Origin of the sequence: Paenibacillus sp. GCM10027630 (assembly GCF_042676305.1) — a bacterium.
Taxonomy (GTDB): domain Bacteria; phylum Bacillota; class Bacilli; order Paenibacillales; family NBRC-103111; genus Paenibacillus_S.
In genome coordinates, this window is sequence record NZ_JBHTGY010000031.1 from 243,583 (window position 1) to 269,514 (window position 25,932).

At 43.9% G+C, this 25,932-nt stretch carries 23 protein-coding genes; 9 read left to right on the forward strand and 14 right to left on the reverse strand.

Annotated elements, in window-relative coordinates; all coding sequences use genetic code 11:
• Nucleotides 1-321: 321 nt before the first annotated feature.
• The 6 genes from ACFQ0C_RS14845 to ACFQ0C_RS14870 all read right to left on the reverse strand — a co-directional run bounded on the left by ACFQ0C_RS14845 (nucleotide 322) and on the right by ACFQ0C_RS14870 (nucleotide 9,075).
• The gene (locus tag ACFQ0C_RS14845) at nucleotides 322-2,793 is read right to left on the reverse strand and encodes a beta-propeller domain-containing protein (RefSeq protein WP_379367881.1); all 2,472 of its coding nucleotides are present in this window, start codon (nucleotides 2,791-2,793) and stop codon (nucleotides 322-324) included.
• Between the two features lie 152 nt (nucleotides 2,794-2,945).
• Nucleotides 2,946-4,604, reverse strand: coding sequence for a sensor domain-containing diguanylate cyclase (locus tag ACFQ0C_RS14850; RefSeq protein WP_379367882.1), 1,659 nt, complete (start codon nucleotides 4,602-4,604; stop codon nucleotides 2,946-2,948).
• Between the two features lie 116 nt (nucleotides 4,605-4,720).
• On the reverse strand, nucleotides 4,721-5,059 hold the full coding sequence (locus tag ACFQ0C_RS14855; protein WP_379367883.1) for a LapA family protein: 339 nt from the start codon (nucleotides 5,057-5,059) through the stop codon (nucleotides 4,721-4,723).
• Between the two features lie 80 nt (nucleotides 5,060-5,139).
• Complete coding sequence (gene pepF / locus ACFQ0C_RS14860; protein ID WP_379367884.1) at nucleotides 5,140-6,930, reverse strand: oligoendopeptidase F; 1,791 nt, start codon at nucleotides 6,928-6,930, stop codon at nucleotides 5,140-5,142.
• Between the two features lie 838 nt (nucleotides 6,931-7,768).
• The gene (locus tag ACFQ0C_RS14865; protein ID WP_379367885.1) at nucleotides 7,769-8,575 is read right to left on the reverse strand and encodes a TerC family protein; all 807 of its coding nucleotides are present in this window, start codon (nucleotides 8,573-8,575) and stop codon (nucleotides 7,769-7,771) included.
• 266 nt (nucleotides 8,576-8,841) lie between these two features.
• A complete protein-coding gene (locus ACFQ0C_RS14870; protein WP_379367961.1) occupies nucleotides 8,842-9,075 on the reverse strand; it encodes a hypothetical protein in 234 nt (77 codons plus the stop codon).
• 232 nt (nucleotides 9,076-9,307) lie between these two features.
• Here ACFQ0C_RS14870 and ACFQ0C_RS14875 point away from each other — a divergent pair, with 232 nt between their 5' ends.
• Together ACFQ0C_RS14875 and ACFQ0C_RS14880 are read left to right on the forward strand one after the other, a co-directional pair.
• On the forward strand, nucleotides 9,308-10,012 hold the full coding sequence (locus ACFQ0C_RS14875) for a class I SAM-dependent methyltransferase (protein ID WP_379367886.1): 705 nt from the start codon (nucleotides 9,308-9,310) through the stop codon (nucleotides 10,010-10,012).
• A gap of 110 nt (nucleotides 10,013-10,122) precedes the next feature.
• Nucleotides 10,123-10,320 (forward strand): cold shock domain-containing protein, encoded by a 198-nt coding sequence (locus ACFQ0C_RS14880; RefSeq protein ID WP_171656220.1) that lies wholly within the window; start codon nucleotides 10,123-10,125, stop codon nucleotides 10,318-10,320.
• Nucleotides 10,321-10,540: 220 nt separating this feature from the next.
• On the opposite strand, the gene ACFQ0C_RS14885 is transcribed toward ACFQ0C_RS14880, so the two are convergent.
• The 6 genes from ACFQ0C_RS14885 to ACFQ0C_RS14910 all read right to left on the reverse strand — a co-directional run bounded on the left by ACFQ0C_RS14885 (nucleotide 10,541) and on the right by ACFQ0C_RS14910 (nucleotide 17,164).
• Nucleotides 10,541-11,188, reverse strand: a complete 648-nt coding sequence (locus ACFQ0C_RS14885) for a nitroreductase family protein (protein ID WP_258212677.1) — start codon at nucleotides 11,186-11,188, stop codon at nucleotides 10,541-10,543.
• A 107-nt stretch (nucleotides 11,189-11,295) separates the two neighbouring features.
• Nucleotides 11,296-12,387 (reverse strand): efflux RND transporter periplasmic adaptor subunit, encoded by a 1,092-nt coding sequence (locus ACFQ0C_RS14890; protein ID WP_379367887.1) that lies wholly within the window; start codon nucleotides 12,385-12,387, stop codon nucleotides 11,296-11,298.
• A 14-nt stretch (nucleotides 12,388-12,401) separates the two neighbouring features.
• The gene (locus ACFQ0C_RS14895) at nucleotides 12,402-13,802 is read right to left on the reverse strand and encodes an ABC transporter permease (protein WP_379367888.1); all 1,401 of its coding nucleotides are present in this window, start codon (nucleotides 13,800-13,802) and stop codon (nucleotides 12,402-12,404) included.
• Nucleotides 13,799-14,491, reverse strand: a complete 693-nt coding sequence (locus tag ACFQ0C_RS14900) for an ABC transporter ATP-binding protein (RefSeq protein ID WP_379367889.1) — start codon at nucleotides 14,489-14,491, stop codon at nucleotides 13,799-13,801. Before ACFQ0C_RS14900 ends, ACFQ0C_RS14895 begins: the two co-directional genes overlap by 4 nt.
• 150 nt (nucleotides 14,492-14,641) lie before the next feature.
• Nucleotides 14,642-15,814: an MFS transporter gene (locus ACFQ0C_RS14905; RefSeq protein ID WP_379367890.1), complete on the reverse strand. Its 1,173-nt coding sequence runs from the start codon at nucleotides 15,812-15,814 to the stop codon at nucleotides 14,642-14,644.
• A 15-nt stretch (nucleotides 15,815-15,829) separates the two neighbouring features.
• Nucleotides 15,830-17,164 (reverse strand): polysaccharide biosynthesis protein, encoded by a 1,335-nt coding sequence (locus ACFQ0C_RS14910; RefSeq protein ID WP_379367891.1) that lies wholly within the window; start codon nucleotides 17,162-17,164, stop codon nucleotides 15,830-15,832.
• A gap of 168 nt (nucleotides 17,165-17,332) precedes the next feature.
• On the opposite strand from ACFQ0C_RS14910, the gene ACFQ0C_RS14915 reads away from it, so the two are divergent.
• The 4 genes from ACFQ0C_RS14915 to pfkA all read left to right on the forward strand — a co-directional run bounded on the left by ACFQ0C_RS14915 (nucleotide 17,333) and on the right by pfkA (nucleotide 20,463).
• On the forward strand, nucleotides 17,333-17,650 hold the full coding sequence (locus tag ACFQ0C_RS14915; protein WP_258212683.1) for a hypothetical protein: 318 nt from the start codon (nucleotides 17,333-17,335) through the stop codon (nucleotides 17,648-17,650).
• Between the two features lie 114 nt (nucleotides 17,651-17,764).
• A complete protein-coding gene (locus tag ACFQ0C_RS14920) occupies nucleotides 17,765-18,364 on the forward strand; it encodes a hypothetical protein (protein ID WP_379367892.1) in 600 nt (199 codons plus the stop codon).
• Nucleotides 18,365-18,407: 43 nt separating this feature from the next.
• Nucleotides 18,408-19,433 carry a tetraprenyl-beta-curcumene synthase family protein gene (locus tag ACFQ0C_RS14925; protein ID WP_379367962.1) on the forward strand — a complete coding sequence of 342 codons (1,026 nt, stop codon included), beginning with the start codon at nucleotides 18,408-18,410 and terminating at the stop codon, nucleotides 19,431-19,433.
• A 64-nt stretch (nucleotides 19,434-19,497) separates the two neighbouring features.
• Nucleotides 19,498-20,463 (forward strand): 6-phosphofructokinase, encoded by a 966-nt coding sequence (gene pfkA, locus ACFQ0C_RS14930; protein ID WP_379367893.1) that lies wholly within the window; start codon nucleotides 19,498-19,500, stop codon nucleotides 20,461-20,463.
• Nucleotides 20,464-21,327: 864 nt separating this feature from the next.
• Here pfkA and ACFQ0C_RS14935 read toward each other — a convergent pair.
• Nucleotides 21,328-21,762 carry a peroxiredoxin gene (locus ACFQ0C_RS14935; RefSeq protein WP_379367894.1) on the reverse strand — a complete coding sequence of 145 codons (435 nt, stop codon included), beginning with the start codon at nucleotides 21,760-21,762 and terminating at the stop codon, nucleotides 21,328-21,330.
• Nucleotides 21,763-21,926: 164 nt separating this feature from the next.
• On the opposite strand from ACFQ0C_RS14935, the gene ACFQ0C_RS14940 reads away from it, so the two are divergent.
• Nucleotides 21,927-22,466 carry an NADPH-dependent FMN reductase gene (locus tag ACFQ0C_RS14940; protein ID WP_258212687.1) on the forward strand — a complete coding sequence of 180 codons (540 nt, stop codon included), beginning with the start codon at nucleotides 21,927-21,929 and terminating at the stop codon, nucleotides 22,464-22,466.
• 20 nt (nucleotides 22,467-22,486) lie between these two features.
• The gene (locus ACFQ0C_RS14945) at nucleotides 22,487-23,164 is read left to right on the forward strand and encodes a uracil-DNA glycosylase (protein ID WP_379367963.1); all 678 of its coding nucleotides are present in this window, start codon (nucleotides 22,487-22,489) and stop codon (nucleotides 23,162-23,164) included.
• Between the two features lie 153 nt (nucleotides 23,165-23,317).
• On the opposite strand, the gene ACFQ0C_RS14950 is transcribed toward ACFQ0C_RS14945, so the two are convergent.
• Nucleotides 23,318-24,499, reverse strand: a complete 1,182-nt coding sequence (locus ACFQ0C_RS14950) for a putative glycoside hydrolase (protein ID WP_379367895.1) — start codon at nucleotides 24,497-24,499, stop codon at nucleotides 23,318-23,320.
• 135 nt (nucleotides 24,500-24,634) lie between these two features.
• Here ACFQ0C_RS14950 and ACFQ0C_RS14955 point away from each other — a divergent pair, with 135 nt between their 5' ends.
• Complete coding sequence (locus ACFQ0C_RS14955; protein WP_379367896.1) at nucleotides 24,635-25,798, forward strand: MFS transporter; 1,164 nt, start codon at nucleotides 24,635-24,637, stop codon at nucleotides 25,796-25,798.
• Nucleotides 25,799-25,932: the final 134 nt, after the last annotated feature.

Below are 25,932 nucleotides of genomic sequence, written 5' to 3' on the forward strand. Positions count from 1 at the left end.
CAGTGAGCTCTTTATTATATGCCGATAGCGGAGAATTGGTATGGGGTTCAAAGGCCTGAACGGAACCGAAAATTCCGTTATTTAATCTGCTACGCCCAATTTAAGCCGATAGCGGAAGCCGGAGTTCCGGTATTTGGGGAAAATAGGGGCAAAATGAACAAAAACAGAGAGATTGCGGAACCAACTCTTCCGTTATCTCTCTGTTTGTTGTGCTTTCCTTGCCATAGCGGAATGTTACTTCCGCTAATTCATTATGGATAGTTAGTTGCACGTATAGTAAAGGATTTGACAAGTTCGTTTGTTTAAGGAATAGGTATGAATTTACTGTGGCAGATTAATCGCCTTTACATCCTGTAAAGTAGCAGAATCCGTCGCTTTCAAAACTTGCTGCGAGGTAGTGTACAGGATGTCTCCGATATACAAAATTCGTTGAATACTCCGCTCATTAAGACCTTGATATTGCCCAGCTTTCAAATAATCTTCATCCGTCAGATGAGTGATCTTTCCTTGCAGCTTGAAGCCGCTTGCCAAGTCGAGCTTATACACGTAAGCCCCTTGAAAAGTAAATTGGCCGTATTCGGCTGCTGTTTTCTGAGTAGAGGGACTGTTGGAGTTGGTAGTTTCCCTTACGGTTACTGGAAAAGCAAGCAAGTTTTTCTCTTTGGAAAAAAGCAATGCTTTATGGTTTTGGAGCAGCTCGGACTCTGTTCCGCGACCGCCTATCGTTTCACTGTATAATTCCTTCGGATTGGCAACATCGCTTACATCGAACATGGCCATTTTCATACCTTGGTAGTAGGCAATCGTATTTGGATTTTGTCCAGAGCCATAATTGGTTGAAACCTCAACTGCATCCTTTCCGAAGCCGATCAGATGATTCTCGTCATAAGGGTGCAAGTAATTGCTGTAACCTGGAATTTTCAGCTTACCTAATATTTTGGGCTCCTGAGGTTCCTTCAGATCAATTACAAATAACGGATCAACGGTGCGGAAAGTAACCATGTATGCTTTGTTTCCAGCATAACGAACTGAATAAATTTGTTCACCAGGTGCAATATCCTCGATTTTGCCCGCTATGTTCATAGATTCATTAAGCACATACATATTATTTTTGGATTCAGCTTCGCCGGTCATCCCTGCGTAACCAGTTGTAGTGGCAATTCGGAAATACCCGTTATGCTCATCCATTGAGAATTGGTTAAGTGTTCTACCAGGAACCTTCCCACGACCTGTGTAGACTACTTTACCCTGGTTCATCGTGAATTTATAGATGACGCTGTTAGTTTCGCCTGGGCCTATACGAATTTTTTTCATCTCCGCATTGGATGGAACTGTTTGAACAGCACTTGTATATTCTTCGGTAGTGACATACAGCTGTGTTTGTGAAGCATAAACTTGATTGCCTGAGCCAAGATAGCTCGTTACATCCATCTTTTGTGTCGGCTGGTCAAGATTCAAACCAGCTACCATCAAATAGTTGGGCTGTACGGAATTCGGGAAGTAGCGGATATCCTCATAGCCTATTTTTATAAAAGCATCACTATCAGCTGCTGAATCACGATAAGTGGGCACGGCACTTGCTAATGCGTCAGTTTGTTCTTCGGATGAAAGATCCTTTTGCAGTAGCGGATAAACATTAAATCCTTTGTTCGATACGAGATAGAGAGAGGCACCTACTTTACGTGAGGAAATATAGTTTCCTTCGAGCTCAACCTCGCGAACTTTTTTAAATTGAGTGCGGTCTCCCAGCTCGTAGACAATTGCTTTTGTAGTATTTGTAAATACACGGGATGGTCGAACGATCATTTTTTGCACAGCAGGGGAACTGCTGGATGCTTCAACCGCAGGGGCAGCAGGGCTTGCGCTATCCTGAGTGGGGTAAGCTCTGTCATTATAAGGATAAGAGGTGCTTCCGATTACGACCATATATTTATCATCAATGTAGAGCTCATTCGCATGAAAGTTTTTGTCATCGAATATTAACGTTTGAACTACCTTCATCTGCTCTGCAGGATAGGCGGAGGCAACGATGACACGGTTTTTATTAACCTGGTAAATATAGGATCCGTCTGTTTTGATAATATCAGATTCATCTACGCCTTCAACCTGTACATTAGTGCCCGAATAATCTGGCTTTGCTTCAGATTTGGCTGCAGCAGCTGGCGCTGGCGTTGGGGCCGAAGCGGAACTTTTTGCTGCGCTGTCCGAGGTTACAGTTGCCGAGAGCTTTTCTTTTGCCATAGGCTGTGCCATGACCTTGGATGTTACTGAGTAAATTGGGGAGGCGCCGTTACCGTATTCCTTAAAAAGCTCCTTCATATTATCTAATGAACCAACCGTGGGGAGACTTTTATCCGCATCATGAATAGCTACGGTTTGGTTTAATGCATCCCAATATACGTTGAAATCAAAGGATTCGCTAAAGAAACGCAGCGGTACGAATAACTTACCAGACTCCATTCGTGGAGCAGCATCGAGATTTATCGACTGTTCCCCGCGGAAAGCCTGTACGTTGTCAACGGACAACTTGATGCTCTTGTCTCCTTTTACAGCTGTGGCAGTCTGAGCATTATCCTCCCAACTAACCTGGACATTCAATGCTTCCGAAAGGTCTCGAAGCGGCACCATTAAGGTGCTGCCTACCCGTAGTGGCATCGAACTGAAGGTGACGGATTGTCCGTTCAAGCTTAGTCCGATCTCTGTACGGTTTTCTATTGCAGCAGAAGGCAGGGAAGCACCGGAGGTGAAAAGGGTAACAGCGAGAAGACATGCTAAAGGTAGCATTTTTTTCATAATAATCCCTCCAACAATAATGTTGATTTTTTCCAATCAATTCTTCTAACGTAGTCGAGGGTAGTTTTGTTACAGCTCATCTTGAGAAAAAAAGAAAGCAGCAAATAAGCCGCTTCTTTAGTAAGATGGCGGCCCAGCTCATGGTATGCAGCTTAGTTTGCATTTTGATAAAGCATTGCCCTGTTGCGGCCCTCATGTTTTGCTTGATAAAGAGCTTTATCCGCACGTATGAACAACTCTGAAGGGTTCATTTCGGCAGAAGGAACCACAGTGGCTACACCTAAACTAATGGTGATGCATAGGGCAGGCTCCGAACGAATGTTAGGAATTTGCAAGGATTCAATATGTGCGCACATTTGGTTGGCTACTATGTTCGCACCTTGTAAATCCGTTGCTGGAAGAACAATAACGAATTCTTCTCCCCCGTATCGGGCGATAAAGTCATTCGGACGTTTTACACTCTTTTTCAATGAGTTAGCTACACGCTTTAAGCATAAATCACCTTCAAGATGGCCATAGGTGTCGTTATAACGTTTAAAATAATCAATATCAAGAAGTATGATCGATAAAGGCGAGGAAAATCGGAGTCCATGCCGCCACTCTTTATGGAAGCATTCATCGAAGCCTCTACGATTTGCAACTCCTGTTAATGCATCGATGGTTGAAATTTTTTGCAGCATTTCATTGGATACCAGCAATTCATGCTCGGCTTGCTTGCGAGTGGTAATATCCCGAGAAACAGCAACAACTTCTTTGTTATGTTTCTTGGAATCAGAAATACTCCGGGAAGTAGTTTCAAACCAGATGTAAGTACCATCTTTCCTGCGAATGCGATAAGAGGAAAATTGTTGATTTAAATCAATGGCATTATTTTGCTCCCAGTTTGCAAACATATCATATTCTTCCGGATGAACCAGCTCCAGTACATTGCGGCCTATGAGCTCATCAGGCTCGTACCCAAGCAGAGCTGCTGATGCGGGCGATGCATACAGAAAGGTGCCGTCCACAGCATGTCTTGAAATGAGGTCGGTTGAATTATTAGCGATCATCCGATACATTCTTTCGCTTTCCCGCAAGGAGTCTTCATTCTGCTTACGCAGAGTAATATCACGGAAATAGACTGTTATAGACTCTGGCTCGGGATAGGTGTGCAGCTCAAACCATTTGTTAAACCTAGGTGAGAAAAACTCGAACGAATCGGCAAGCTGAGTGGTCATAGAAGACAGAAACTTCTCATAGAGAGGAGTGCGGACAGCTTCTGGAAATTGTGACCAGAATGTATGGCCGATTAGATCGGTGCTGTTTTTTTGCAGCAGTTGTTCTGCCGCCGGATTCAGACAGGTAACGAGGCTTGAAGAATCCAACACAACCATTCCCACGCCAGTTACAGTTGAAAAGCCGTCAGAATGGAACAGTGGTTCTTGTATACTGTAGTCCAACGATTTGGCTAGCTCCTGGATTTGGATCAAAACACATTCATCAGAATCAGGCAGACTTAGTGGAAAGGCGCTAAGCTGTACAGGCAAAGCTCCTTTTTCCTTGTGCAGCAAACGTAATTCAAGCTGCTTTAAAGCAGGCTCTCTCCATAGGAGATACCGGATAAAGAAGGCAAAATGCAATTCATCATCAGGGTGTGTAATCGAGCTTATATGTTTCTCTATCAAGGAGGAATCCTGGTAAGCCAGAATATTGCCGAAAGCAGGATTCACCTTGAGAAAGCGTCCGTCTTTTGATATAACTGCCATGCCTGTAATCGACCATTGAAAAGCGGCGAGTCCAATACGAAGTTCTTCTTGATTTGGATCAGGCATGTAAAAATTCCTTCCTGTTCAATGATATGTTTTTTAACATTATTAACTATATTGTAAATAATGTTTCCCTACAGATCAATGAATAAATACGAAAAAAGATGTTCTTTTTATGTGAATTACTCCACATGTTGTTTGGTTTCAGGCTCCGCGGTAGCAGGCGACGGTTGTTCGTTGACGATTGCAGGAGTGACAGTTGGCGCGGATGCTTGCTTTAATTCCGCTAGTTGCTTCTCCATCTGTTTGATCGTTTTTTTCAATTTGAACTGACGTGAGACCCCTATAAGGCCAACTATGAGTCCGCCGAGCAGAGTAGAGCCAAGTATGATTAAAATAAGTGGAAGCTCTGTTTCTGTAAAAATCAGATGTACCCGAACGGGAGCTACATTAAAAACAGCAAAAATGGCTGTGATTAGTGCAAAAACCAAAATAAGAATAAAGGTCCATTGTGCTTTCAAAAGAATACGCCGCCTCCTAAATATAAATGTGAAAGGAACAAGGCTGCCAACATCTCCCGCAGGCAGCCTTGCTGTGCTTATTATTTGGCTAATTTCTCCATTTGCTCAAGCAAGTCTTTGAAAACATCCATTGCTTGTTTGATTGGCTCAGGGGAAGACATGTCGACACCCGCACGCTTCAAGATGTTAATGGAATAGTCGCTGCCCCCACTTTTAAGGAAGCCTAGGTAACGATCGACTGCCGGTTGGCCCTCTTCAAGAATTTGCTTGGAGAAGCTGGTGGCAGCAGAGAAGCCTGTAGCATATTTATAAACATAGAAGCTATTGTAGAAATGAGGGATACGCGCCCATTCCATTTCGATATCTTTATCGACAACCATATCCTTGCCATAGTACTTCAGGTTAAGGTCGTAATAGATTTTACTTAGCTCCTGAGGAGTAAGCGAATCACCTTGCTCTGCTCTTTCATGAGTTATTTTCTCGAATTCAGCGAACATGGTTTGCCGGAAAACGGTTGTACGGAATTGATCCATATAGTAAGTGAGCAGGTACATTTTTTCTTTGGGATCCGTTGATTTCTTCAGCATATAATCCATCAGCAGTGCTTCGTTTAATGTGGAAGCTACTTCTGCCAAGAAGATTGTATACTGCGCGAAGCGGTAAGGCTGGCTCTCATCGGATAAGTAGGAGTGAATCGCATGGCCCATTTCGTGAGTTAATGTAAACATGCTGTTCAGATTGTCTTTATGATTGAGCAGAACATAAGGATGAGTACCGTATGCTCCCCAACTGTAGGCACCGTTTCGTTTTCCCTCGTTCTCATACACATCAATCCAACGGTTGGAGAAGCCTTCCTGCAAAATGTTCAAATAATCTTGCCCAAGCGGCTTCAAGCTTTCTTTTACCGTTTCTTTAGCTTGCTCGTACGTAATATCCATTTTATACTCATCCACGAGTGGGGCAAACAGATCGTACATATGGAGCTCATCTACCTTCAACAGCTTTTTACGCAGCTCCATGTAACGGTGCATCAGCGGTAGAGACTCATGGATGGTGTCAATGAGATTCGTATACACTTCCTTCTTGATATTATCCCCGTACAGAGACATTTCTAGAGCGGAAGGATATTTGCGTACTTTGGAATAAAAAATATTTTTTGTGATATTGGCAGCTAATGTAGCGCCGATGGTGTTCTTATTTTTGCCGTAGGTGGCATACATCGCTTGAAAAGCTTCTTTACGAACGTCCCTGTTGCGGCTTTCCAAAAATTGAATGTATCGCCCGTGGGTCAGCTCGACTTCCTCACCTTGCTCGTTCTTCACCTTTGGAAACTTCAAGTCAGCATTGTTCAGCATGCTAAAAATCGTGCTGGGTGCTTGTGATAAGTTTCCAACCTGGGCTAGCAGGGCTTCTTCTGATTTAGAGAGAATGTGCTGCTTTTCACGGATCATTTCGTCTAAGGTTCTTTTGTAAAATTGAAGCTCTTGATGGTTCAGCAGCTTGTTCAGCTCTTCATCTGACAAGCTTAGTATTTCAGGTGAGATGAAGGATAAGGCCTCGCCGCTTTCAACACTGAGCTTCTTGGCTTTGTCGGATAATGCCTGATAAGTAGGCTCCGTCGTATCTTCATGGTGCTTCATGTTAGCATATACGTAGAGTCTTTCCATATGTAAGGAGATGGAGTCTTCAAGCTCAAAGCATTGCTTGATAGCTGTGGGATTATGCAGCTTTCCCTGAAATGCCGCCACCTTCTGCAAAGCTTCCTTGACCTCTTGGTACTCTTTGTCCCATGCCTTCTGGTCTGCGAATAAATCCTCCAGTTTCCAGCTTTGCTCAACTGGAACATCATTGCGCTTAAGTACTTGATTCATCGGAGCCCTCCTCGTTATTTTGGATGGTTTGCTAATCCCTTCTGCTGCTATAGGGGCGGAAAGCATAGTTCCTGTTAACAGCATACCGGTCATCATCAATGGAAAAAACCGCATCTAAGCTCACGCTCCCTGCTATTTTTTTCCTAGTATGACCGGATGGTAGCTTTATTATAAGAGAATCTTTTATCGAAGTAAAACAGGGATGTGCGACCGCGCCTTAGATGTAGATTCTCTTGCTGATTCACGAAGCCATTTCATGAGGTGAACCTTGCATCATAAAAGGAAATTACCGATCGAAGTAAATTCACAGGTGAGCGACCGCACCTTAGATGTAGATTCACTTGCTGAAGCACGGAACTTATTCACGGGGTAATGCTTGCATCATTCCCCCACAGTTTAGTGCAGGGAGAAGAAGCTATATACGATTAACGAAAAAGAGAAGGTGACCATCACCAATGCTAATATGGCAAGAGGACGCTTTACGGTGCTCGGAAGTGTGTCTTTTTTTAAAATAAGGATCAGGGCAAAGCAGAACGATACAATTATCATTGTTAATATAGAAGCTGAATTACTCATGCAGGATTCACCTCATCTGGCAGGGTATGGACTATATAGGTATTGCTTTCTAAATGATTCGCTGCATGAAGGCTCAAATCCTTTCTCTACAGGGTTTGGTTTACGTTTTCTCTTTCTTTCCAGTATACGGAGTGAGGTGATGATGCATTCGTTGTTCAATCGGTATTATATAAAAAAGCTTCACTTATGCCGTATCCCGTCTACCATTACATAAGCGTAACAGAGGAGGGAGGGCATGACGTGAAGCTTTATCAATTAGAGGTTAGCCGGTCTGCTTGACAAGCACTAATCGGCCATGCTCATCCTGACTTGCTTTAAAGCTGTCATCCGGTTGAATATTGGCTTCCTGCATAAGCTCATGCGATAAGGTCAAATGACCACTCGAATCAAGCGTAACAAAGGAGCTGCTCTTCTTCTTCCAAATACCCGCTAACAATACGCCAACAGTTACTATTGTTACCAATGTCCATTTAAGTACCGGATTAGCTGCAAACCATGTGGCAACGAGTGGATCCCCGACCAGCATTTTTCCTGCAGTAAAAGCCAGAACCCCTGAGCCTAGATAAATAATCCATGGAAACTTCTCCATCCATCGAATGAACAGTGTGCTGCCCCATACCATGATGGGAACGCTGATAAGGAGACCCAACAGAACTAAAACGAAGCTTCCATCATGAGAACCTGCTGCACCTGCTACCGCAACTACATTATCAAAACCCATTACAGTATCGGCGATAATGATGGTTTGAATGGCTGGCCAAAGTGCATTTTTCGCTTGAATATTATGATCCTTTTTATCAACCAGCAATTTATAGGCAATCCAGACTAATATCACGCCTCCTACCAAAAGAAGTGCCGGGAGCTTAAGCAGCCACACAACGGCCAATGTTGCTATAACACGAATTCCAATTGCGCCAACAGTCCCCCAAATAATAGCTTTCTTCTGAATTTCCTTCGGCAAATTTCTCGCTGCTAACCCGATTACAATGGCATTGTCTCCTGCAAGTACCAAGTCGATGAGAATAATGCTTAATAGTGCCGTGAAAAATGTTGCATCCAACCATTCCATACCCGATCAGCTCCTTAGTCTTGTAGTAAATTTTACATAAAAAATGACCTCTACCAATTAACTGGTAAAGGCCATTAACAGAAAAAGACCTTTACCGAATAGGCAAAGGTCTTGCTAACAACGATACGTTGCCAATAAAGCCGGGGCTTTAAAAAACCCGAACTGACGACTTTACTGTGAGAAGCTACTCCCCTTTGGAGGACATCTTATGTAATTAACTTTATTATATGAGCAGGACAAGCACAAAGTCAAGCTTCTGGGAAAAATTACACTTCTTTAAAAGCCTGTATAATCGCTTCTCGTTCCTCCGGGGTACCGTCAAAGCCTTCTTTAGAGAACCTCGACTCCGCCCAATGCATCATTTCGGGACGGCTTATGAACGTATGGCATTCCTCGCCCCATTGGTCACTAATTTCCCGTAAAATCAAGGTTTTTCCGTGAACTTCAACGGTGAGCATGTTCCATTTGTCTATTTTGTAAATTAAGTGTTTTTTAATCATCATTAAGCTCCATTTCCATAAGAAAGATATCGGCTGAATCATACCGCAAACCTAAAGGAAAATCAAGTGCGATAAGCTTTGCGCAGCTATAGGGTGCTTTTTTTTGCTTTTGCTGCTGAAAAAAATATTGTAAACATATGGGTGGCGTGTTAAAATTTCTCCTAAGCTTAGCGTAGGCTGGCTTGTGGCATATTGCCATAGACGAGTTGTGATGAGAAGAGGAGAGATGAGTATGAGCAAGAGTAAACGTTATGAGCAAATAGGTGTGGCAATGACTTGCAGGTCATTCGCCGAGTATGAAAGAATGTTCGCTTTAGGACAGCTGACAGCGCTAGACGGTCCGATATTGGATGTTGCAGCAGGGGCTTCGTCATTTACAGCTGAAGCTTGCGCAAGAGGGATTAACGCAAAATCTGCAGATCCGCTCTATTCAATGAATGCGGATGAGATCATGAGTCATGGCGAGCAAGAGATAATAACCTCAACTCAGAAACTGGCTGCTATCAAGGAATCGTTTGACTGGAGCTATTATGGTGACCTGGATCGTCATCGTATTTTACGTGAACAGTCATTGGTTCGATTTATTCAGGATTATCGGCAGTACAAAGAAGAGGGGCGGTATGTACCTGCTCTGCTGCCTAAGCTGCCATTTGAAGATGGCACATTTAATCTTGTTCTGTGCAGTCATTTTTTGTTTCTATATCATGAGCAATTTGATTACGAGTTTCACCTTCAGGCCATACAAGAATTGCTTCGAGTATGCCGACCAGGCGGACAGGTGCGAATTTACCCTTTAAGATCTCTGCAATGGGACTATTATCCCCACTTGGAGCTATTGCTATCAACGCTAGAAAAAGAGCAAATAAAAACCAGATTGCTTGCTTCGGAATTACCGTTTATTCCAGGCTCTACAGAGCTCTTAAGCCTTGCAAAATAAGAGAAAAACAGCGGTTGTTGATAATTTTTGAATGTTGATTTATAATAATTGTGATGCTATAATTAACCTATTCGCCCTTAGATGGCGATACTTCTAGGAGGTTGTTTTCATTGAAAGGTACAGTTAAATGGTTTAACGCAGAAAAAGGTTACGGTTTCATTTCAGTTGACGGCGGCGACGATGTATTCGTTCACTTCTCCGCAATTCAAGGCGACGGTTTCAAAACTCTTGAAGAAGGCCAATCCGTTGAGTTCGAAATTACTCAAGGTAACCGTGGTCCTCAAGCAGCTAACGTCATTAAGTTATAAGATCCTAAAACTTTTATGGGGTTGCCCATTGAAAAGTTTTCTTATATATTAGTGCCATAGCAACCAAAAATAAAAGTAGTTTGCGAAAGTTTCGGCTTTCGTGAACTGCTTTTTCTTGTTTTGCTCTGATGACCGGACCTTATTGCGATAGATAGCGTATAAACTCATACTTATAACAATGGAAATCCGCGGACCAGTTCCGCGGATTTTATTCGTATTGCTAATCAACAATTCTGAGGATTTCCGCAACTTCCTTGCGGGCCAGCTTGCCTGGCTGCTCGGAAGGATGGCCCAAGGAAATAACCATATTAATCTGACATTCCTCAGGAATATTGAGGTAATCTCTTAACTGATCTGCGGCTAACAGCACAGGGCCGGTCATAGGGCATGTAGCAAGTCCTTTGGCATGGGCAGCCAGCATCAAGTTCTGAGCCGCCAGGCAGCTGCTTTTGATACCTTCCTCATCCCATACAGAAGGATCTACAAGCTGTACAGGATCAAAAATTTTATCTCTGAATTTAGATGTATAAGGAGTGGCAAGACAAACGATCAATACGGGAGCATCCGCAAAAGCTGTAGCGTAGGGGCCAAATGATTTAACGAGCATCCGCGCCTCGCGACTTAGTCCTCGTTCTTCGGCCTCCGCAGCTTTTTTGTGCAGCTGATCCCAGGTCATTTGCTCGATCTCTTTTATTTTCTCACGGTTTATTACTGCGATAAACTGCCAAGTTTGCGAATTCGTATCGCTTGGCGCATAGCGGGCACAATCTATGAGTTCTTTTATATCCTCGACGGTTACATCCTCTTCAGTAAAACGGCGAATGCTTCTTCGTTCTAACACAATTTTTTTGAAATCATCGAATTGCACGGCAAATACATCCTTTCAAGCTCACATGGAAATAGTTTATGACTTGGTACTAATAGCTGCCATTAATTATATCCGGTTTTGCAGGGAATAACAACGGTAAGAATGTTTTATTGCAATACAACCGTGTCACCTTCTATTAATCCGCTTATAATCTCTGTTTTTTCCGGTGTTTCTAACCCGATTTTGATATCGCGGCGTACAGGTGCTCCTTGTCCAGCTTCTGATACCATCACATAGTATTGATCCTTATCACGCTGAACGGCAAGAGTAGATACAACCAAGGTGTCAGGCTTCTTATCCGTCTGAATAGTGGCAGTCAAGCTGAGACCGGCAATGAGCTGCTCATTGGGTGGAAGCGATATAATGACTTCAAATTCTGCCGCTGCCGTATTTGTATCTGTAGTGCTTTTGGCGAACTTGGAAAGCTTCTCCACCTTACCCTGCAGGGTCGTGTTCTTAAGGGCATCCACTTTAACCTCTACAGACATTCCGGTTTTAATTCGAAATAGATCAAATTCACCGACATAACCAATCAATTGCAGCTTTGTGAGATCAACGATCTTGCCAACCCGTTCATTTTCCTTGATAGATTGGGGTTCCTTGGTGTCGTTAAACAAAAAGATACCGGTTTCCGGTGCAGTGAAGCTGGCGCTTTGACGTTTTTCCAGCTTTTGCGTCAATTGGGTTTCCATATGTTCCGAGTTCAGCTTGCTGATTTCAGTCTGCATTTGGGTCGTTTTATTTTTGGCAAAACGTTGTTTGGCTTCTGTTTCCGATAACCCGCCATTAAGGATGGTTTCTGTGGAGATGATATCTTCTTGAAATTTGGCAATTTGAATTTCCATATCTGCTTTTTTTTGATTAGCCTGGAGCTGAGCAATTTCATCACGAAGTGCAGTGTCGTCCAGCTGGAACAACAAGTCTCCTTTATTGACCTGAGTGCCTTCACTGACCTTCCAAGCCTTAACGTCTGCGCTAAAAGGGGCGTTAATATACGTTTCCTTCTGATAGGAGGATTTACCTTTAAGCTCAACTGTACTGGATAAATCCTCTCTCGTTACCTTGAAGCTAATAGCGGATGAGTTCATTGACCCCGCTTGCTGAGTCGGTTTTGGGGAATGACTTAGTAAAAATAAGGCTCCTGTTATACCAGCTACGATTATTACCGCAATTCCAATCAGCCACGTTTTCTTTTTCATAATTGTAATATCTCCTAATCCCGTTTGATGGCGGTTAATGCATCGGTGCGTGAAGCTTTTACAGCCGGATAAATGCCTGAAAGCACACCCGTCATAACAGCGAAAAATAACCCGACCGGTAAGATCCAGGGACTAATAAACAAAATCTCGGCCTGTGCGCCCGGTCGCTGTGGAGTGAATTGAATGACGGCAATATTGATTCCCCAAATAACCCAATAAGAAAGCAAAATGCCGCATCCGCCGCCTAGTAAACCAAGCAGAGCCGACTCCATCATAAACATGTTGCGGATTTGTTTTAAATTAGCGCCGAGCACTTTCATGATGCCAATTTGCCTTCTTCTTTGATACGTGGACATGGTCATGGCGACTATGATCGAGATGGAAGCGACAAAGAGGATGAACAGGCCGATCCCACCGAATATAAGGCGCAGTATGACCAATTGACCTTGCATTTGCTCCTCACGATGGATGTTGGTTTCAGTGGAAAGCTTGAGCTTTTTGATAAGATCGTCGACTTCCTTCACATAGATGCTCTGGTCAACTTTAATTTTCACTTCATTGTATTCCGATGCCTGTTTTTTCTGAGCTTCGCCGTTGTTGGATTTATCTGTACTGCTCGTATACATATTAGAGATCGCATCCTGCAGCCTTTTACCCATTCCAGGTGAAACGAAGGCGGTTTTCATATTCATAATGGCATCATCAGGAATACCCTCAGGTTTTTTTAGAATCCCTGTCACACGTAAAGGAATGGCGGTTCCTGAGGTTTCTGTTCCATTAGGACGGAAAATTTGCGGATTTAACATAATTTGCTTCTGATAAACCGGATAAGCGAGGTACATTTGCTGCTTCCAGCTATTTGTTACCTGCCTGTCCTCGGACATGTTTTGAATTTGCAAGGAACGTGTGCGCGACAGCTGCTTGTCCAATAGCCCCATTGTGGCTCCATAGCTCAAAATGATGGTGTTCTCTTGATCGCTTGCACTGCCTTGCTGGAGCTCGTAGCCGAAAGCCTCGAGTGTATGTAATTCGGTTGCGAATATGTTGTTAATTCGTCCTTTTTTACTGTCTATATCGAATTTAAAGGAGTTGAGCGTTTGATAGGTTGCGATGGCTTTGACATGGGGGAAGCCACGCATAATTTCTATTTTTGCTTTAGTTAATTCATAGGGCTTGGCTACGCTGGGATCGGATTGATTGGTTTCATTGGAATATCCGTTGCGCACCGTTATTTCGTCGGATTTCATGAAATAACTCATTTGTTCGCGGCTGTAATGATTGATGGATTCTCCAAAGGAAAGAGCTACGATAATGGAAGCTGAACCTATGGCTATCCCCATTGTGCATAAAGCAGTGACGACCATCCGGCGTCTCAACTGATCCCAACCAAGACGTAAATAATCGAAGCCTTTCATTCGGGTTCACCTGCCCACGAGGCGTCCTCCACTAAAAATCCATCGCGAAGCTGTATAACCCGGCGAGTGCGTCTTGCTACCTCCAACTCATGAGTAACAATTACAAAAGTGATAGATAATGTATGATTTAGCTCAATAATGAGATCGATGATTTCTTTTTCGGTTTTTGTATCCAGGTTACCGGTAGGCTCGTCAGCAAATACAATGGCAGGTTCAGTTATTAGCGAACGAGCAATGCTAACCCGCTGCTGCTGACCACCGGAAAGCTGGGAAGGGAACAGCTCACTTTTTTCCCTCAAACCGACTTTGTTGAGCAGTGCCAGTGCTTTTTCTTTGCGGGTTTTCGCCTTTATACTTTGAAACACTAAAGGAAGCTCTACATTTTCCCGTACCGTTAAGTGGGGAATTAATTCGTAGGATTGAAAAATAAAACCGATCTGAGTGCGGCGAAATTCAGCCAGCTGGTTCTCAGTCATTTTCTCGATGGGGTGGCTGTTAATCAGGATGCTCCCCTCACTTGGCTTCATAAGGCCGGCCATTAGATTCAGTAGCGTTGATTTACCTGAGCCTGAGCTTCCGAGCAGGGCGATAATCTCCCCTTTTTCAACGGTAAAATGAATGTTGTGAAGCACCGGAGTTTCTTCTCCGCCATTGATAAACCAGTGTGACAGTCTTTCTACTGCAAGCACATAACCCCTCCGTTACAATTGTAAACTTACTTAAGTAAGACGTGAGTCGTTGTCGAAATGTTGCAGAAAATGTCAAAGCCGCCATCCTTAATTGGATAGCGGCTGCAAGAAGCGATTCCAAGCTGTAAAAAAGGGTTCGTAGTCGTTGTCTCAATCTTCCGTTTCGCGCTGCAATAGGTGCAGAAGCAGGAAGCTTATCATGCCAATGAATGCAAGGATAGCTCCGACGCCATACATAACGTGGGGTCCCGCTATATTAAATACCCAGCCGCCTATTACACCGCTTAAAAGCCCAGCCATGCCTGACCAAGTAACCGCATAGATGGCTTGACCGGTAGCCCGGTATTCATCAGGAACTATGCGCTGGATATAACGGATAACCGTGAACATGAAGATGCCGAAGGAGATGCTGTGAAGAGCTTGAACCGCGATGACCAGCAGCGGATTCTCGATTTGACTCATGAATATAAACCTGATCACATAGACGAGGCTGCACACAACAAGAAGCGGAAGCTCCTTATAACGATGCCCATATTTGCTTAGCAAAAGAAATGCGGGAATCTCGCTCGAGGCTGAAACAAGCCAAGCCCAGCCGACAATGGATTGATCCGCCCCCAGCCGTTGAAGGAACAAGCCGAGGAAGCCGTCATTAAACCGATGTGCAACAGAGACTATCATCACTGACAACAGGAACATTAAGAATCGTTTGGAGCCGATGATTTTGGCAAGTACGCGGAAATCCGGCTTTTTAAATGTGGTGCTTTGGACATCGGTCAAAAACAATGAAAGCATAAGCGAAATACTGATTGTGCCAAGACATAATAGAAACGTATAGTTAGGCCCGTTCTCTTTAAGCCATATACCAAATACGAGCGATGCGGCGGCAAAACCAATTGAGCCCCAAAGGCGGAAGGACGCGTAGCTTTTTTTAGTCCCCCTAATGGTCAGTAATGTCAGGCTATCCGTTAATGAGCTCGTAGGTGATTGGAAAAAGAAGAACAAGGCCATCAACGCCATCAATAATCCAAAATGCAAACTTTGAGATACGAAAAACGCCATAATTAGTTGGCATACCAAAATACCGACGAGTATTTTTTTCACAGTATGGAACTTATCGCTCATAAATCCCCAGAACAGATTGGAGACGATGCTGATCATCGGACCGATGGAATATAAAAGCCCAATTTGAAGAGCGGAAAAGCCTTTGGATTGGAAATATAAAGGGAAATAAGATGTAATAACGGCCATTGTACTGTAAAATGCAAAGCTGAATCCCCGCAGCACTGTATAGTTAGCTTTTTTCTGCTGCATAGCGCTGTTCAAATGGATCACTCGTTTCTAAGATTTTAGTGTAGAGCGGAATCCCGTTTTGCCGGTCGATTTACCGATAGCACGGAGAACATACCATACAACGGTTGCTTCTGCCGCTACACCGAATGATTGGGCAAGCGCTCCTATCATTCCATTCCATCCTGGACTTAATAAAATGCATATCGTCAAGGTAATTAAAGTTGTTGCGACATTGGCCGCCTGTGACCAAACCATAAGCTTTGTTTCTCCGCGCAGTAATACCAGACCGTTGCCAAAATCAAGCCAAGGAAAAACAAGTGTCATAATTGTAAACACTCTTAATGTATCCAGGCTGGCGTGCATCAAGCGTTCATTCACACCCATCACATTTTGCATAAACCAAGGTCCGAGCGGTGTGTAGGAAACAATAGCAATCAATAGGCCCGGTATAAAAGCAAGAATCAGCGTAAAACGCATAACAGAAGCTGGGTCCTTGCGGTAAAAGTTTAATACGATTTGATGAATGTAAGAGAAGAAGCTGATGACAAGCTGCGTAAGGCTGGCTGCAATGGTGAAGGATGCAACGGCCAGTTGGAAGTCCATCGTTTTTCCAAGAAATGCGTTAATGGAAGGTCCGATGATAACTGCAATTATAGATGAATAAAGCAGCGGCTTGTAAAAGTGAAAAATTTGCCGCGGGTGTTCAACGGGATGATCCGGCTTCTTCTCCGGAATTTTTTTCAGCAGCGATCGTCCTTCCCAAACACTGACAGCGGCTTCGACCATCATGCCGACCAGAAATATAATGGCTCCGACCTGTGCGCTGTTTACTTGATTGGTTTGTATGTAGTAAAGGGAAAGCGAATACATAGCAGATAGTCGAAAAAACATACCGATGGTTAGCCATTTAGTCCTCATATTAAAGATGATGATGCCTTGGTACATACAGCGCAGAGCTGAGAATATACTGACAAACATAAGCACTTGGTACGTCTGGATCATCGGCTTGACAAGCTCCTCGCTTGCTCCAAAGAAATACAAAAAGACCCACCTGCCAAGTGGAGTGTAGCAAATTAGGGAGCCCAAGATTAAGACACATGCGAGCACATACCAATTAACAATTGACATTGCCCGGAACGAAACGCGATCGCGTACTAATGCTGAGCATGTTTGCCTCATAAGGAGAGCCGGCTTTTCAGTTAATCCTAATATACTCATTGGTAAAGCATAGCAGGCAATGATGATCTCAGGATTAGCCGAACGAGCCAGTGTACTGTTGATGATAACATGAGAGATTGTGATCAAGCTCGATGAGACTCCTAGTGGTATAAAAAACATCAACAACTGCTTAAAGGTGACTGTCTGTTCTTGGTTGCTGCTCATAGATTCAGGACTCCTACTGGAAAAAGATGAAATCAATTGCTCTAGTATAACATAGATTGGGGGTATTCAAAGTGTAAATTTGATACATTCCACTAGCAGTAGCTTGGGGTTCGTGGTACATTTATTGAATAAAAAAGGTAGGGTTAACTTGGAAAGGTGGAGATTTCGATGTCCTGGAATTTCATCATCGATGATCGTCTCGGTATTCCGCTTCCTCATTTTGAGAAGGAATGGGAAGATTATACGGAGGAAGAAAGATCGATAATATTACTTCATTGGGAAGAAATTCGCGGTACGATTCCCGATCAAGTTAAACGATTGGAGCGTATCATTATTGCGAAGCAAAACCAGCTGAATATAGAGGATAATTTCAAATATTCATGCCAATTGAATTCGGAAATTGCCGATCTGGCAGGAACAATCAATGAATTGCATCTCTGGTTTAGGGTAAATCAGGATGTCACAGCTTCAGCAGCTCACCATTAGTTTTCCAATTGGAATGAATGTATCTTTAGTAAAGGGACTTCTATAGAAGCTTCTCTTATATTATAATAGACGTTATGAGTTTTAGTGGCTGATTCCAATGAAGAAGGTGAATGCATGATGGAATGGACGGAAGCGGTGCAAAAGCTGTGGGATAAGTTGTCAGAACACCGACCTTCACTTTATCCTGCTGAAGAATGGGATGATTTGCTCGATATAAGGATCGCTAAGCTGCCTATGCAGGATATGGATTCCCGGAGAGCGGCCTATGCTTCGTCTGTTAAGGCGGGCTTGCATCTGTTGAATGAAAGCTTGGACAAATCTCATGAGCTTTCGCAGGACATACACAACCCTACGGGAAGTTATTGGCATGGGATTATGCACCGGATGGAAGGGGATTACAGTAACGCTAAGTATTGGTTTCGTCAGGTTGGAGCGCATACTGTGTTTGCAGCCTTACTGGAACAAGCCAAGTATCTGTACCATCCATATGAATCGGACTTCATTCAAAGCGCAACACTGAAAGGTCAACTGGATAGGCTTATGGCAGACTCGGAATGGGACCCTTACTTATTCGTTGATATTGTTCAGCAGCAGGTTACTGTCGCCCAAGAAGCTCAAGCGGAAGCTTTACTGCTGGAGATTCAGTGGGTCGAAATGAAGCTGCTGCTGGAGTATGCTTTGGAGCAGACCGGAGGGAAACGGATTGAGCTTTGAAGCCCGCCGCATAGCTCTTGTTCCGCGTAATCCGTTTCATTTGATGCTGCGCGTGTACCGCTATGTTTTGCCGGAGGTGCGCGATCAGCTGCAGTATTGGCGGCGCAAGGCAGAAGAGATCCCTGACGCTGAATTGCAGAAGCAGGCAATAGCCAGCATGACGAGCAAGCAGTTTCATTGTCAGGGTGGTGCTGTATACGCCGTAGCCAGATTGCAGATGCGTCACGTGATGATTCCGCTTATTGTTGCTTTTCAAACGATAAGCGATTATTTGGATAATCTATGCGATCGAAGCACATCGATGGATCCCGAAGATTTTCGCATGCTCCACCAGTCCATGCTGGATGCGGTGGATCCTGCTGAGCCTATGCATGATTATTACAGTTATCGCATAGAAAAAGAGGATGGCGGTTACCTGGATGAGCTGGTAAAGACATGTCAAGCCAGCCTTAGACTGCTGCCTTCCTATTCTCTTGTTGCAGGCCATGTTCAAGAGCTGGTTGGATTGTACTGCGACCTTCAGGTGTACAAGCATGTCCGGCAGGAGCTTAGAGAGGCGGCGTTGTTAGACTGGTGGAAAGCTTATGAAACCAGATTTCCCAATATAAGCTGGAATGAATTTGCTGCTGCTACAGGCTCGACATTAGGTGTTTTTATGCTGTTTATGGCCGCATCTGATTCCCAACTGAAGCAGGAAACCGTGGAAGCGATACGAGAAGCGTATTTTCCCTATATATGCTCGCTGCATATATTGCTGGATTATTTAATTGATCAAGAGGAAGACGAGCTTGGCGGCGATTTGAATTTTTGCAGCTATTATGATGGGATGGATCAAACAGTCGAACGCATTGCTGTTATTGTGCTCGAGTCGAGAATGAGAGCAGACCGGCTGGAGCATCCATCCTTTCACAGAATGATTATTGAAGGCTTGCTCGCGCTCTATTTGTCCGATCCGAAGGTTAGTAAACAGAGACAGGTGAAGCAAATATCGCGACTACTGATGAAGGGGAGCCCGCTAATGCGGATGTTTTTCTTTATCAACAGCATATTAATTCGTAAAACCTTTTAATTGTTGCAATTAAGCCAAAGGTTACGAATCATTTTCAACAAAAACTCTCAGGAGGAAACCATACATGACAGTCAAAAAAATAGCCGTACTAACAAGCGGCGGAGATTCGCAAGGAATGAACGCGGCGGTACGTGCCGTAGTACGCAGCGGGTTATTTCATGGTTTGGAAGTTTTTGCAGTACAGCGCGGATATGCGGGTCTGATTAATGATGATATCCGGCCTATGGATTTGCGCAGCGTCGGCGATATCATTCAAAGAGGCGGAACTATTCTGCAGACGGCGCGCTGTAAGGAATTTATGACGCCGGAAGGACAGCAGATTGGCGCGGATAACCTCCGTAAGAGAGGAATCGACGGGCTGGTTGTAATCGGAGGCGACGGTTCCTATCAAGGCGCCAACAAGCTGAACAAGCTTGGGATTAATACAATGGGGCTTCCTGGTACTATCGATAATGACATTCCTTTTACAGATTTCACAATTGGATTCGATACAGCGGTTAGTATTGTAGTGGATGCTATCAACAAATTACGCGACACTATGAGCTCTCACGAGCGTTCCTCCGTAGTTGAAGTTATGGGCCGCCATTGCGGTGAAATAGCTTTGTATGCGGGGCTAGCGAGCGGAGCGGAAACGATTCTTGTACCAGAGGTTCCGTTTGATCTGACAGAAGTTTCTCAACGAATGGTAGACAATTTTAATCTTGGAAAACGTCACAGTATTATTTTGGTTGCAGAGGGAGTTTGCAAGGGCGAGGATATTGCTACCGAAATTACGAAGAACACGGGTATTGAACCGCGTGTAACTGTATTGGGCCATATTCAGCGCGGCGGAGCGCCAACGCATAATGATCGTATACTGGCGAGCAGCTTGGGTGACTTCGCAGTGCGTAAATTAATTGAAGGCGAGTCCGGCAAAGGCTGCGGTATTGTCAAAGGCGAATTAGTACTAACCGATATTGACAAGGTTGTAAACACCAAGAGAGAATTCAATATGGAGCTGTACGAATTAGCAAAGAGATTGTCTCAATAATCGATAAGTTTTTTAAAGGAGGAACATGCGCCGTCTTGTGCCAACAAGAGGCAGCATGTTTTTTTGTCCAGATATGAAAATTTAAATACCTTACAGCGCTAAGGTGGGAATTTCCCTTCTAATGTTGCATAAGTCATGGAGCGAGAACGGATGTTCAAAGTTTGCTTTCATTCTAAAGGAAACTAGAATTTTCGGACGGCTGCGAGAAAGAAAGAAGGAAAGAAAGACGTTAGATGGAAATCCTCCCGTTAATCCAGCTTGTTTATCGTTTGAAAGCAATCTAACTGGAAAAACTCCTGCTAATCAAGGTGATATGGCTGTGATCAGCCCAAATCCTTAGAATTAGCAGGAGAAATTCCAGTTATATGGCTTGAAACACTATTTTCGGGAGAAATAACGTGATATTTTCCTGATAATTGCGTGGGGTTCGGTAGGCTGCCATTGCCATGCTGTAAATGAACCCTGCGATTAGCACGCGGTGGAAAGCGAGTTCATCTCTGCTATTCGTTGAGAGTACTTAAGAAGGGCTATCTCAAATGGGTAAACCCTATTGAGAGCGAATGAATCCGATACAATGTGCAAAAGAGCCTTTAATATGGAGGGTTCTTTTGCATATTTAATAATCAGGATAAAATGGTGGATGTGCTGTCCTAAAATGAATTTTGGGACAGACTTTCCAAGGACTCCGCAAGATGGTTTTCTTATAATATCAAAAACGGAGCTGAACAAGTCTGATATTGCAAGAAAAGCAACAACTTAGACACGAATGTATTTTCCCCGAAAGTGCTTCGACCCGAAGCTTTTCTTATTGACTGAATAATCATCAGGGAAGATATCATGAATTTGCAGTAACGTAATTTGCTATCACCCCTGCTTCAAAGCATTCAATATTTCGGCTGTCGGGCGGTTTCCCTTTTTGGCATAGATAATATCCCCTTTAATACCTATGACAATTACGCAGCGCTGCTGGCCCAGCAAGAAGATTTTACCTACATCGAACAGCTGCCGAATTGTCTCATCGGTGTCAGACACGAGTGGGAAGTCATACAGAAATTTCTGCGAAAATTGCCTGTGCTCCTCAAGCGTGCCCGGGTTAATGCCCAATACGAGTGCATTGAATTCGGCATATTGAGAAGCAGAATCACGAGCAGCGCATAGCTGTTTGGTACATATGGGTGTTTCGTCCTTCGGATAGAAGATCAGCACGATAGGCTGCTTTCCTAAATAGTGCTGCAGATTTATCGTGCCTCGGGTGCTATCGGCTTCAAATGATGGGGCAATAGATCCAATAGACAGCATGGAGAACATCTCCTTTAGTTATTTCGTTCTTACCATTGTATCGAAAAAGGGAAATTACATGCAAGCACATACAATACTGAAACATAGGGCACCATTGACCCATCAAACTTTTATATACTATTATGTATGTAAAGTAAGTACAAGTACAGTGAGGAGCGATAGCAATGGCTCGAATTACAATTATTGCAGGGAGCAACCGAGAGAATGCAACGAGCACCCAATTATGTAGACATCTCCAAAAGGTGTTAGAAGAAATGGGATGCAAGGTTACGCTGCTCTCTTTGTATGAGCTGCCAATGCCATTCTACAGACCGCGTGTCGCTTCAGACGATACGAATGTAGGTTTGTTCATAAAGAGCTTAAGGGAAGCCGATGGTATAGTGTTAGCGACACCGGATTATCACGGAGCACCTAGCGGCATTTTGAAAAATGCGCTTGATTACGCAGGCTTCGATGAATTCGATGGCAAGGTAGTGCTGTCTGTCAGTTCGGCGGGCGGGGCTGTGGGCGTCAGCTCGCTGCAGCAGCTGCAAACGATAGTACGTAATGTTCATGGTGTGAATTGTCCTGAATGGATCTCGATCGGAGGAGAGCAGAGAAGCTTTACATCCGATGGAGCGCCTGCTCATGATAAAATAAGAGAGCGCGTAGCTCGAACGCTTAATTATTTCGTTTCGATGGTGAAAACCTTCCGGAAATTGTAAAAGGCTGGAGTGAAAATTTTATCATGTCCATATTAAAAAATGATTGGGCCGAACTGTTGGCACCGGAGTTTGAGCAGGCTTACTATATCGAGCTTCGGCAGTTTTTAAAGGAAGAGTTTCAAAAACAAACGGTATATCCGAATATGCATGATATTTATAATGCGCTGCATTTAACAGCATACGCTGATGTTAAAGTCGTCATATTGGGGCAGGATCCTTATCATGGAGCAGGACAAGCGCATGGCTTGAGTTTTTCCGTTAAGCCCGGGGTTCCCGCACCACCTTCCCTCCAAAACATGTTTAAAGAGCTGCAGGAAGATTTGGGCTGCATCATTCCAAACCATGGATATTTGGCAGGCTGGGCTGAGCAGGGAGTGCTGCTGCTGAACACAGTGCTGACCGTAAGGGAAGCTTCGCCCAATTCGCATAAAGGGAAAGGGTGGGAGCGGTTTACCGATAGCGTCATCGGGTACTTGAATAAGCGGGAAGAGCCAATAGTGTTTATTTTATGGGGAAGCCATGCACAACAAAAAATCCAGCTCATTACGAATAAACGGCATCCAATTATTCGATCCGTACATCCCAGCCCTTTATCAGCTTATCGCGGATTTTTTGGGAGCAAGCCATTTTCTAAAGCGAATGCTTTTCTTCGCAGCCAAGGCACAGCAGAAATAAACTGGCAATTATCTAACTTATAGAGATTATTCAAAAAGACCCCGCAGAATCAGCGATTTCTTGTCGCTTTTTCTGCGGGGTCTCTTTTAATAAAAGTATTTATATGTTTCGGGGCTCCCCGCAAGTATTTGAATCAACTTCGAAGTAAGACCCCACTTTGTGGAGATATTTTATCATCAGCTCTTATTGTAATCTACATTTGGTGTGTACGTATTAACAGCATTCCATAACAGAAATTCTTCAACGCCGTTGTCTTTAAGAGCTCTGATTTGTTCTTCGACTTCGTGCTTGCCGTATTTCACATAGCCCTGCACCCAAGAGGCTGTGAAATCTTGAATCCATGGACGTACAAGAGGCTTCAGATCACCTATTGGGTCCAGTTTTTTATGAGTATCCTTGGAGGCTCCGTCTATAGTGACATATGGTGCAGCATCCGGTACTTTGGCACCGAACCAGCCTGTGCTGTAATGGCTTGGATAAATCATCGGGCAGATGACATCAACATTTTGAGAAATTTTCACAAAATCCTGTCCAATCCCTTCAGCAGCGGGCACAGAAGCGGCATAACCAAAAATATCGACGGAAACTCTTATGCCAAGAGGCGTGAGCTGTTCTCTTGCGTACTTCACAAATTCGGCAACCGCATCGATTCTCGAACGGTCGTCTTTTTCATATTTTAACGTATCGGCGCGCTTCTCGAAGCCTTCGGGGAACCGCACGTAGTCAAACTGAATTTCTTTAAAACCGGCTTTGGCGGCTTCCTTCGCAACGGCGATATTATAATCCCATACCTCTTTCATGTAGGGATTCACAAAGCTGTCTTTGCCATTGTTCCACAAGGTCCCGTCCGGATTGACATAAGATAGTTTAGGACGCTTCTTGGCTAACACGGTATCTTTGAAGACGACAATACGGGCAATGGGGTAGACTTGATGCTCCCGCAGCGTAGTCATGAATTTGGGCATATCCGAAATGATCTTCTGTGTTGTATCCATAGCTTCAAGTTCCGGGTTGCCAGTTGGATAAGTAATATAGCCCCAATCGTCTTTGATATCAACTACAACAGAGTTTAAATCCGTATCGTCCAGTAGTTTTAATAAGGTGTTCATTCGTGCCCCTCCGGCACTGTGAGCTGTAACATAAACGCCTTTTACTTTAGGTGCGTCTGTTTGAGGGTCCTTCTTATTAACGGGCATTAGCCGATCATTGGGGTTGGCCGCAAGACCAGGTGCTGCTTGTTGGACAATAGCATTTTTGGAATCCAGTGATGCTTGAACAAGCTGCTCGAAGCTCACATCGGGATGATCCGTTCCTACCTGACCCATTACCATTAACAGCGAGGCTAGTAAAAGTTCCATGCGTGTCTATCTCTCCTTGCCAGAATGATATTCTCCATTATAATAGAGAAGTTGATAGGTTGATAGAGAAGTTTGACGCATTTTGTTGGGATTTCGGGAAAAGTGACATTTTATAAACAAAAAAGGACAGGTGTTATGAAAAAGCAAATATGGACGCTGCGCGGCTTAAATCTTTCATACTATGCTACTACAGCAGCTCTTATGCCATTTCTTCCGATTTATTTCGGGCATAAAGGCTATTCATCCTCGCAAATCGGCTTGCTAATGATGTTTGGGCCATTTGTGGCGATATTTGCCCAGCCGTTATGGGGATATTTGGGAGATCGTTATAACACACTTAAGCTCATTATTTTCTCCCTTTGGGTGATGACAATAGCTTCCAGCGTAGGCATTTTTCATACCGATGGCTATGGCTGGGCGTTTATTTTTATGATGCTGCTTTATTTTTTCATGCTATCCTCCGTACCTCTATTGGACAGTATTACGGTTAAAGCTACGCTACAGGCAGGGAAGTCTTATGGATCGGTACGATTATGGGGATCGCTTGGTTTTACATTGATAGCATTAATTGCTGGTTCAGTGCTGGATGCACTCGGCGGCATTCAACATATTCCATTATTGTATTGGTCGATCTGGGTGCTGCCGCTTGTTCTTTTGATCTTTTTGAAGGATGAGAAGGGCAGCGGGCAGCGTATTACAGCTTCAGCAGTTCTAAGCATTGTAAAAAATAAGCAGTTTCTTTGGTTTCTGGTATTGGTTTTCATTCTTATAGTTCCGCATCGAATGAATGACGGCTTGCTCGTGCTTCATTTAAAAGACCTGGGAGCAAGTGATTCGATGGCTGGCTGGGCATGGGCGCTTGCAGCAGTAAGTGAGGTTCCTACCTTTGCATTGCTCAGCAGATACATGCACCGTTTTCATGAGCTCGCACTATTGGGTGTTGTAGCCATTCTATATACGATCAGGTGGATCTTGTATGCTGTAATCATGGACCCGACGATACTTACGCTTATGCAAGTAATGCAATCCGTAACTTTTGCTGTATTCTGGATTGTGTCTGTGCAATATGCGGTGCGATTAGTACCGGAAGAGATGCGCTCTACAGGTCTTGCTTTACTGTCCGCTGTATTTTTGGGATTGGCTGGTCTAGCAGGAGGCTTCGTGGGAGGCTTTATAAAAGATTTATGGGGTGGCTCTGCGATGTATATTTTCGGAGCGATAATGACGGCTATAGCCGCAATACTGCTGTTGGGAACGCATGCCTACGAACAAAAACAAAAGAAACCGTTCAGCCTCTAGTGGCTGAGCGGTTTTTCGCAATATAATGCAATATAAACACAGATTACGCATAGACGAAATGTAAGAGCTTCCCATATAGTTTAGTAGTAAGTCTTTGTAACATGAAGAGAATCTTTTGAACGGCTGATTAGTAT

Coding starts and splice junctions, on each gene's coding strand:
- ACFQ0C_RS14845 (WP_379367881.1), bottom strand. CDS start 2,793: ATGAAAAAAATGCTACCTTTAGCATGTCTTCTCGCTGTTACCCTTTTC.
- ACFQ0C_RS14850 (WP_379367882.1), bottom strand. CDS start 4,604: ATGCCTGATCCAAATCAAGAAGAACTTCGTATTGGACTCGCCGCTTTT.
- pepF (WP_379367884.1), bottom strand. CDS start 6,930: ATGAATCAAGTACTTAAGCGCAATGATGTTCCAGTTGAGCAAAGCTGG.
- ACFQ0C_RS14865 (WP_379367885.1), bottom strand. CDS start 8,575: ATGGAATGGTTGGATGCAACATTTTTCACGGCACTATTAAGCATTATT.
- ACFQ0C_RS14870 (WP_379367961.1), bottom strand. CDS start 9,075: ATGATTAAAAAACACTTAATTTACAAAATAGACAAATGGAACATGCTC.
- ACFQ0C_RS14875 (WP_379367886.1), top strand. CDS start 9,308: ATGAGCAAGAGTAAACGTTATGAGCAAATAGGTGTGGCAATGACTTGC.
- ACFQ0C_RS14890 (WP_379367887.1), bottom strand. CDS start 12,387: ATGAAAAAGAAAACGTGGCTGATTGGAATTGCGGTAATAATCGTAGCT.
- ACFQ0C_RS14895 (WP_379367888.1), bottom strand. CDS start 13,802: ATGAAAGGCTTCGATTATTTACGTCTTGGTTGGGATCAGTTGAGACGC.
- ACFQ0C_RS14910 (WP_379367891.1), bottom strand. CDS start 17,164: ATGAGCAGCAACCAAGAACAGACAGTCACCTTTAAGCAGTTGTTGATG.
- ACFQ0C_RS14915 (WP_258212683.1), top strand. CDS start 17,333: ATGTCCTGGAATTTCATCATCGATGATCGTCTCGGTATTCCGCTTCCT.
- ACFQ0C_RS14920 (WP_379367892.1), top strand. CDS start 17,765: ATGATGGAATGGACGGAAGCGGTGCAAAAGCTGTGGGATAAGTTGTCA.
- ACFQ0C_RS14925 (WP_379367962.1), top strand. CDS start 18,408: ATGCTGCGCGTGTACCGCTATGTTTTGCCGGAGGTGCGCGATCAGCTG.
- pfkA (WP_379367893.1), top strand. CDS start 19,498: ATGACAGTCAAAAAAATAGCCGTACTAACAAGCGGCGGAGATTCGCAA.
- ACFQ0C_RS14935 (WP_379367894.1), bottom strand. CDS start 21,762: ATGCTGTCTATTGGATCTATTGCCCCATCATTTGAAGCCGATAGCACC.
- ACFQ0C_RS14940 (WP_258212687.1), top strand. CDS start 21,927: ATGGCTCGAATTACAATTATTGCAGGGAGCAACCGAGAGAATGCAACG.
- ACFQ0C_RS14950 (WP_379367895.1), bottom strand. CDS start 24,499: ATGGAACTTTTACTAGCCTCGCTGTTAATGGTAATGGGTCAGGTAGGA.
- ACFQ0C_RS14955 (WP_379367896.1), top strand. CDS start 24,635: ATGAAAAAGCAAATATGGACGCTGCGCGGCTTAAATCTTTCATACTAT.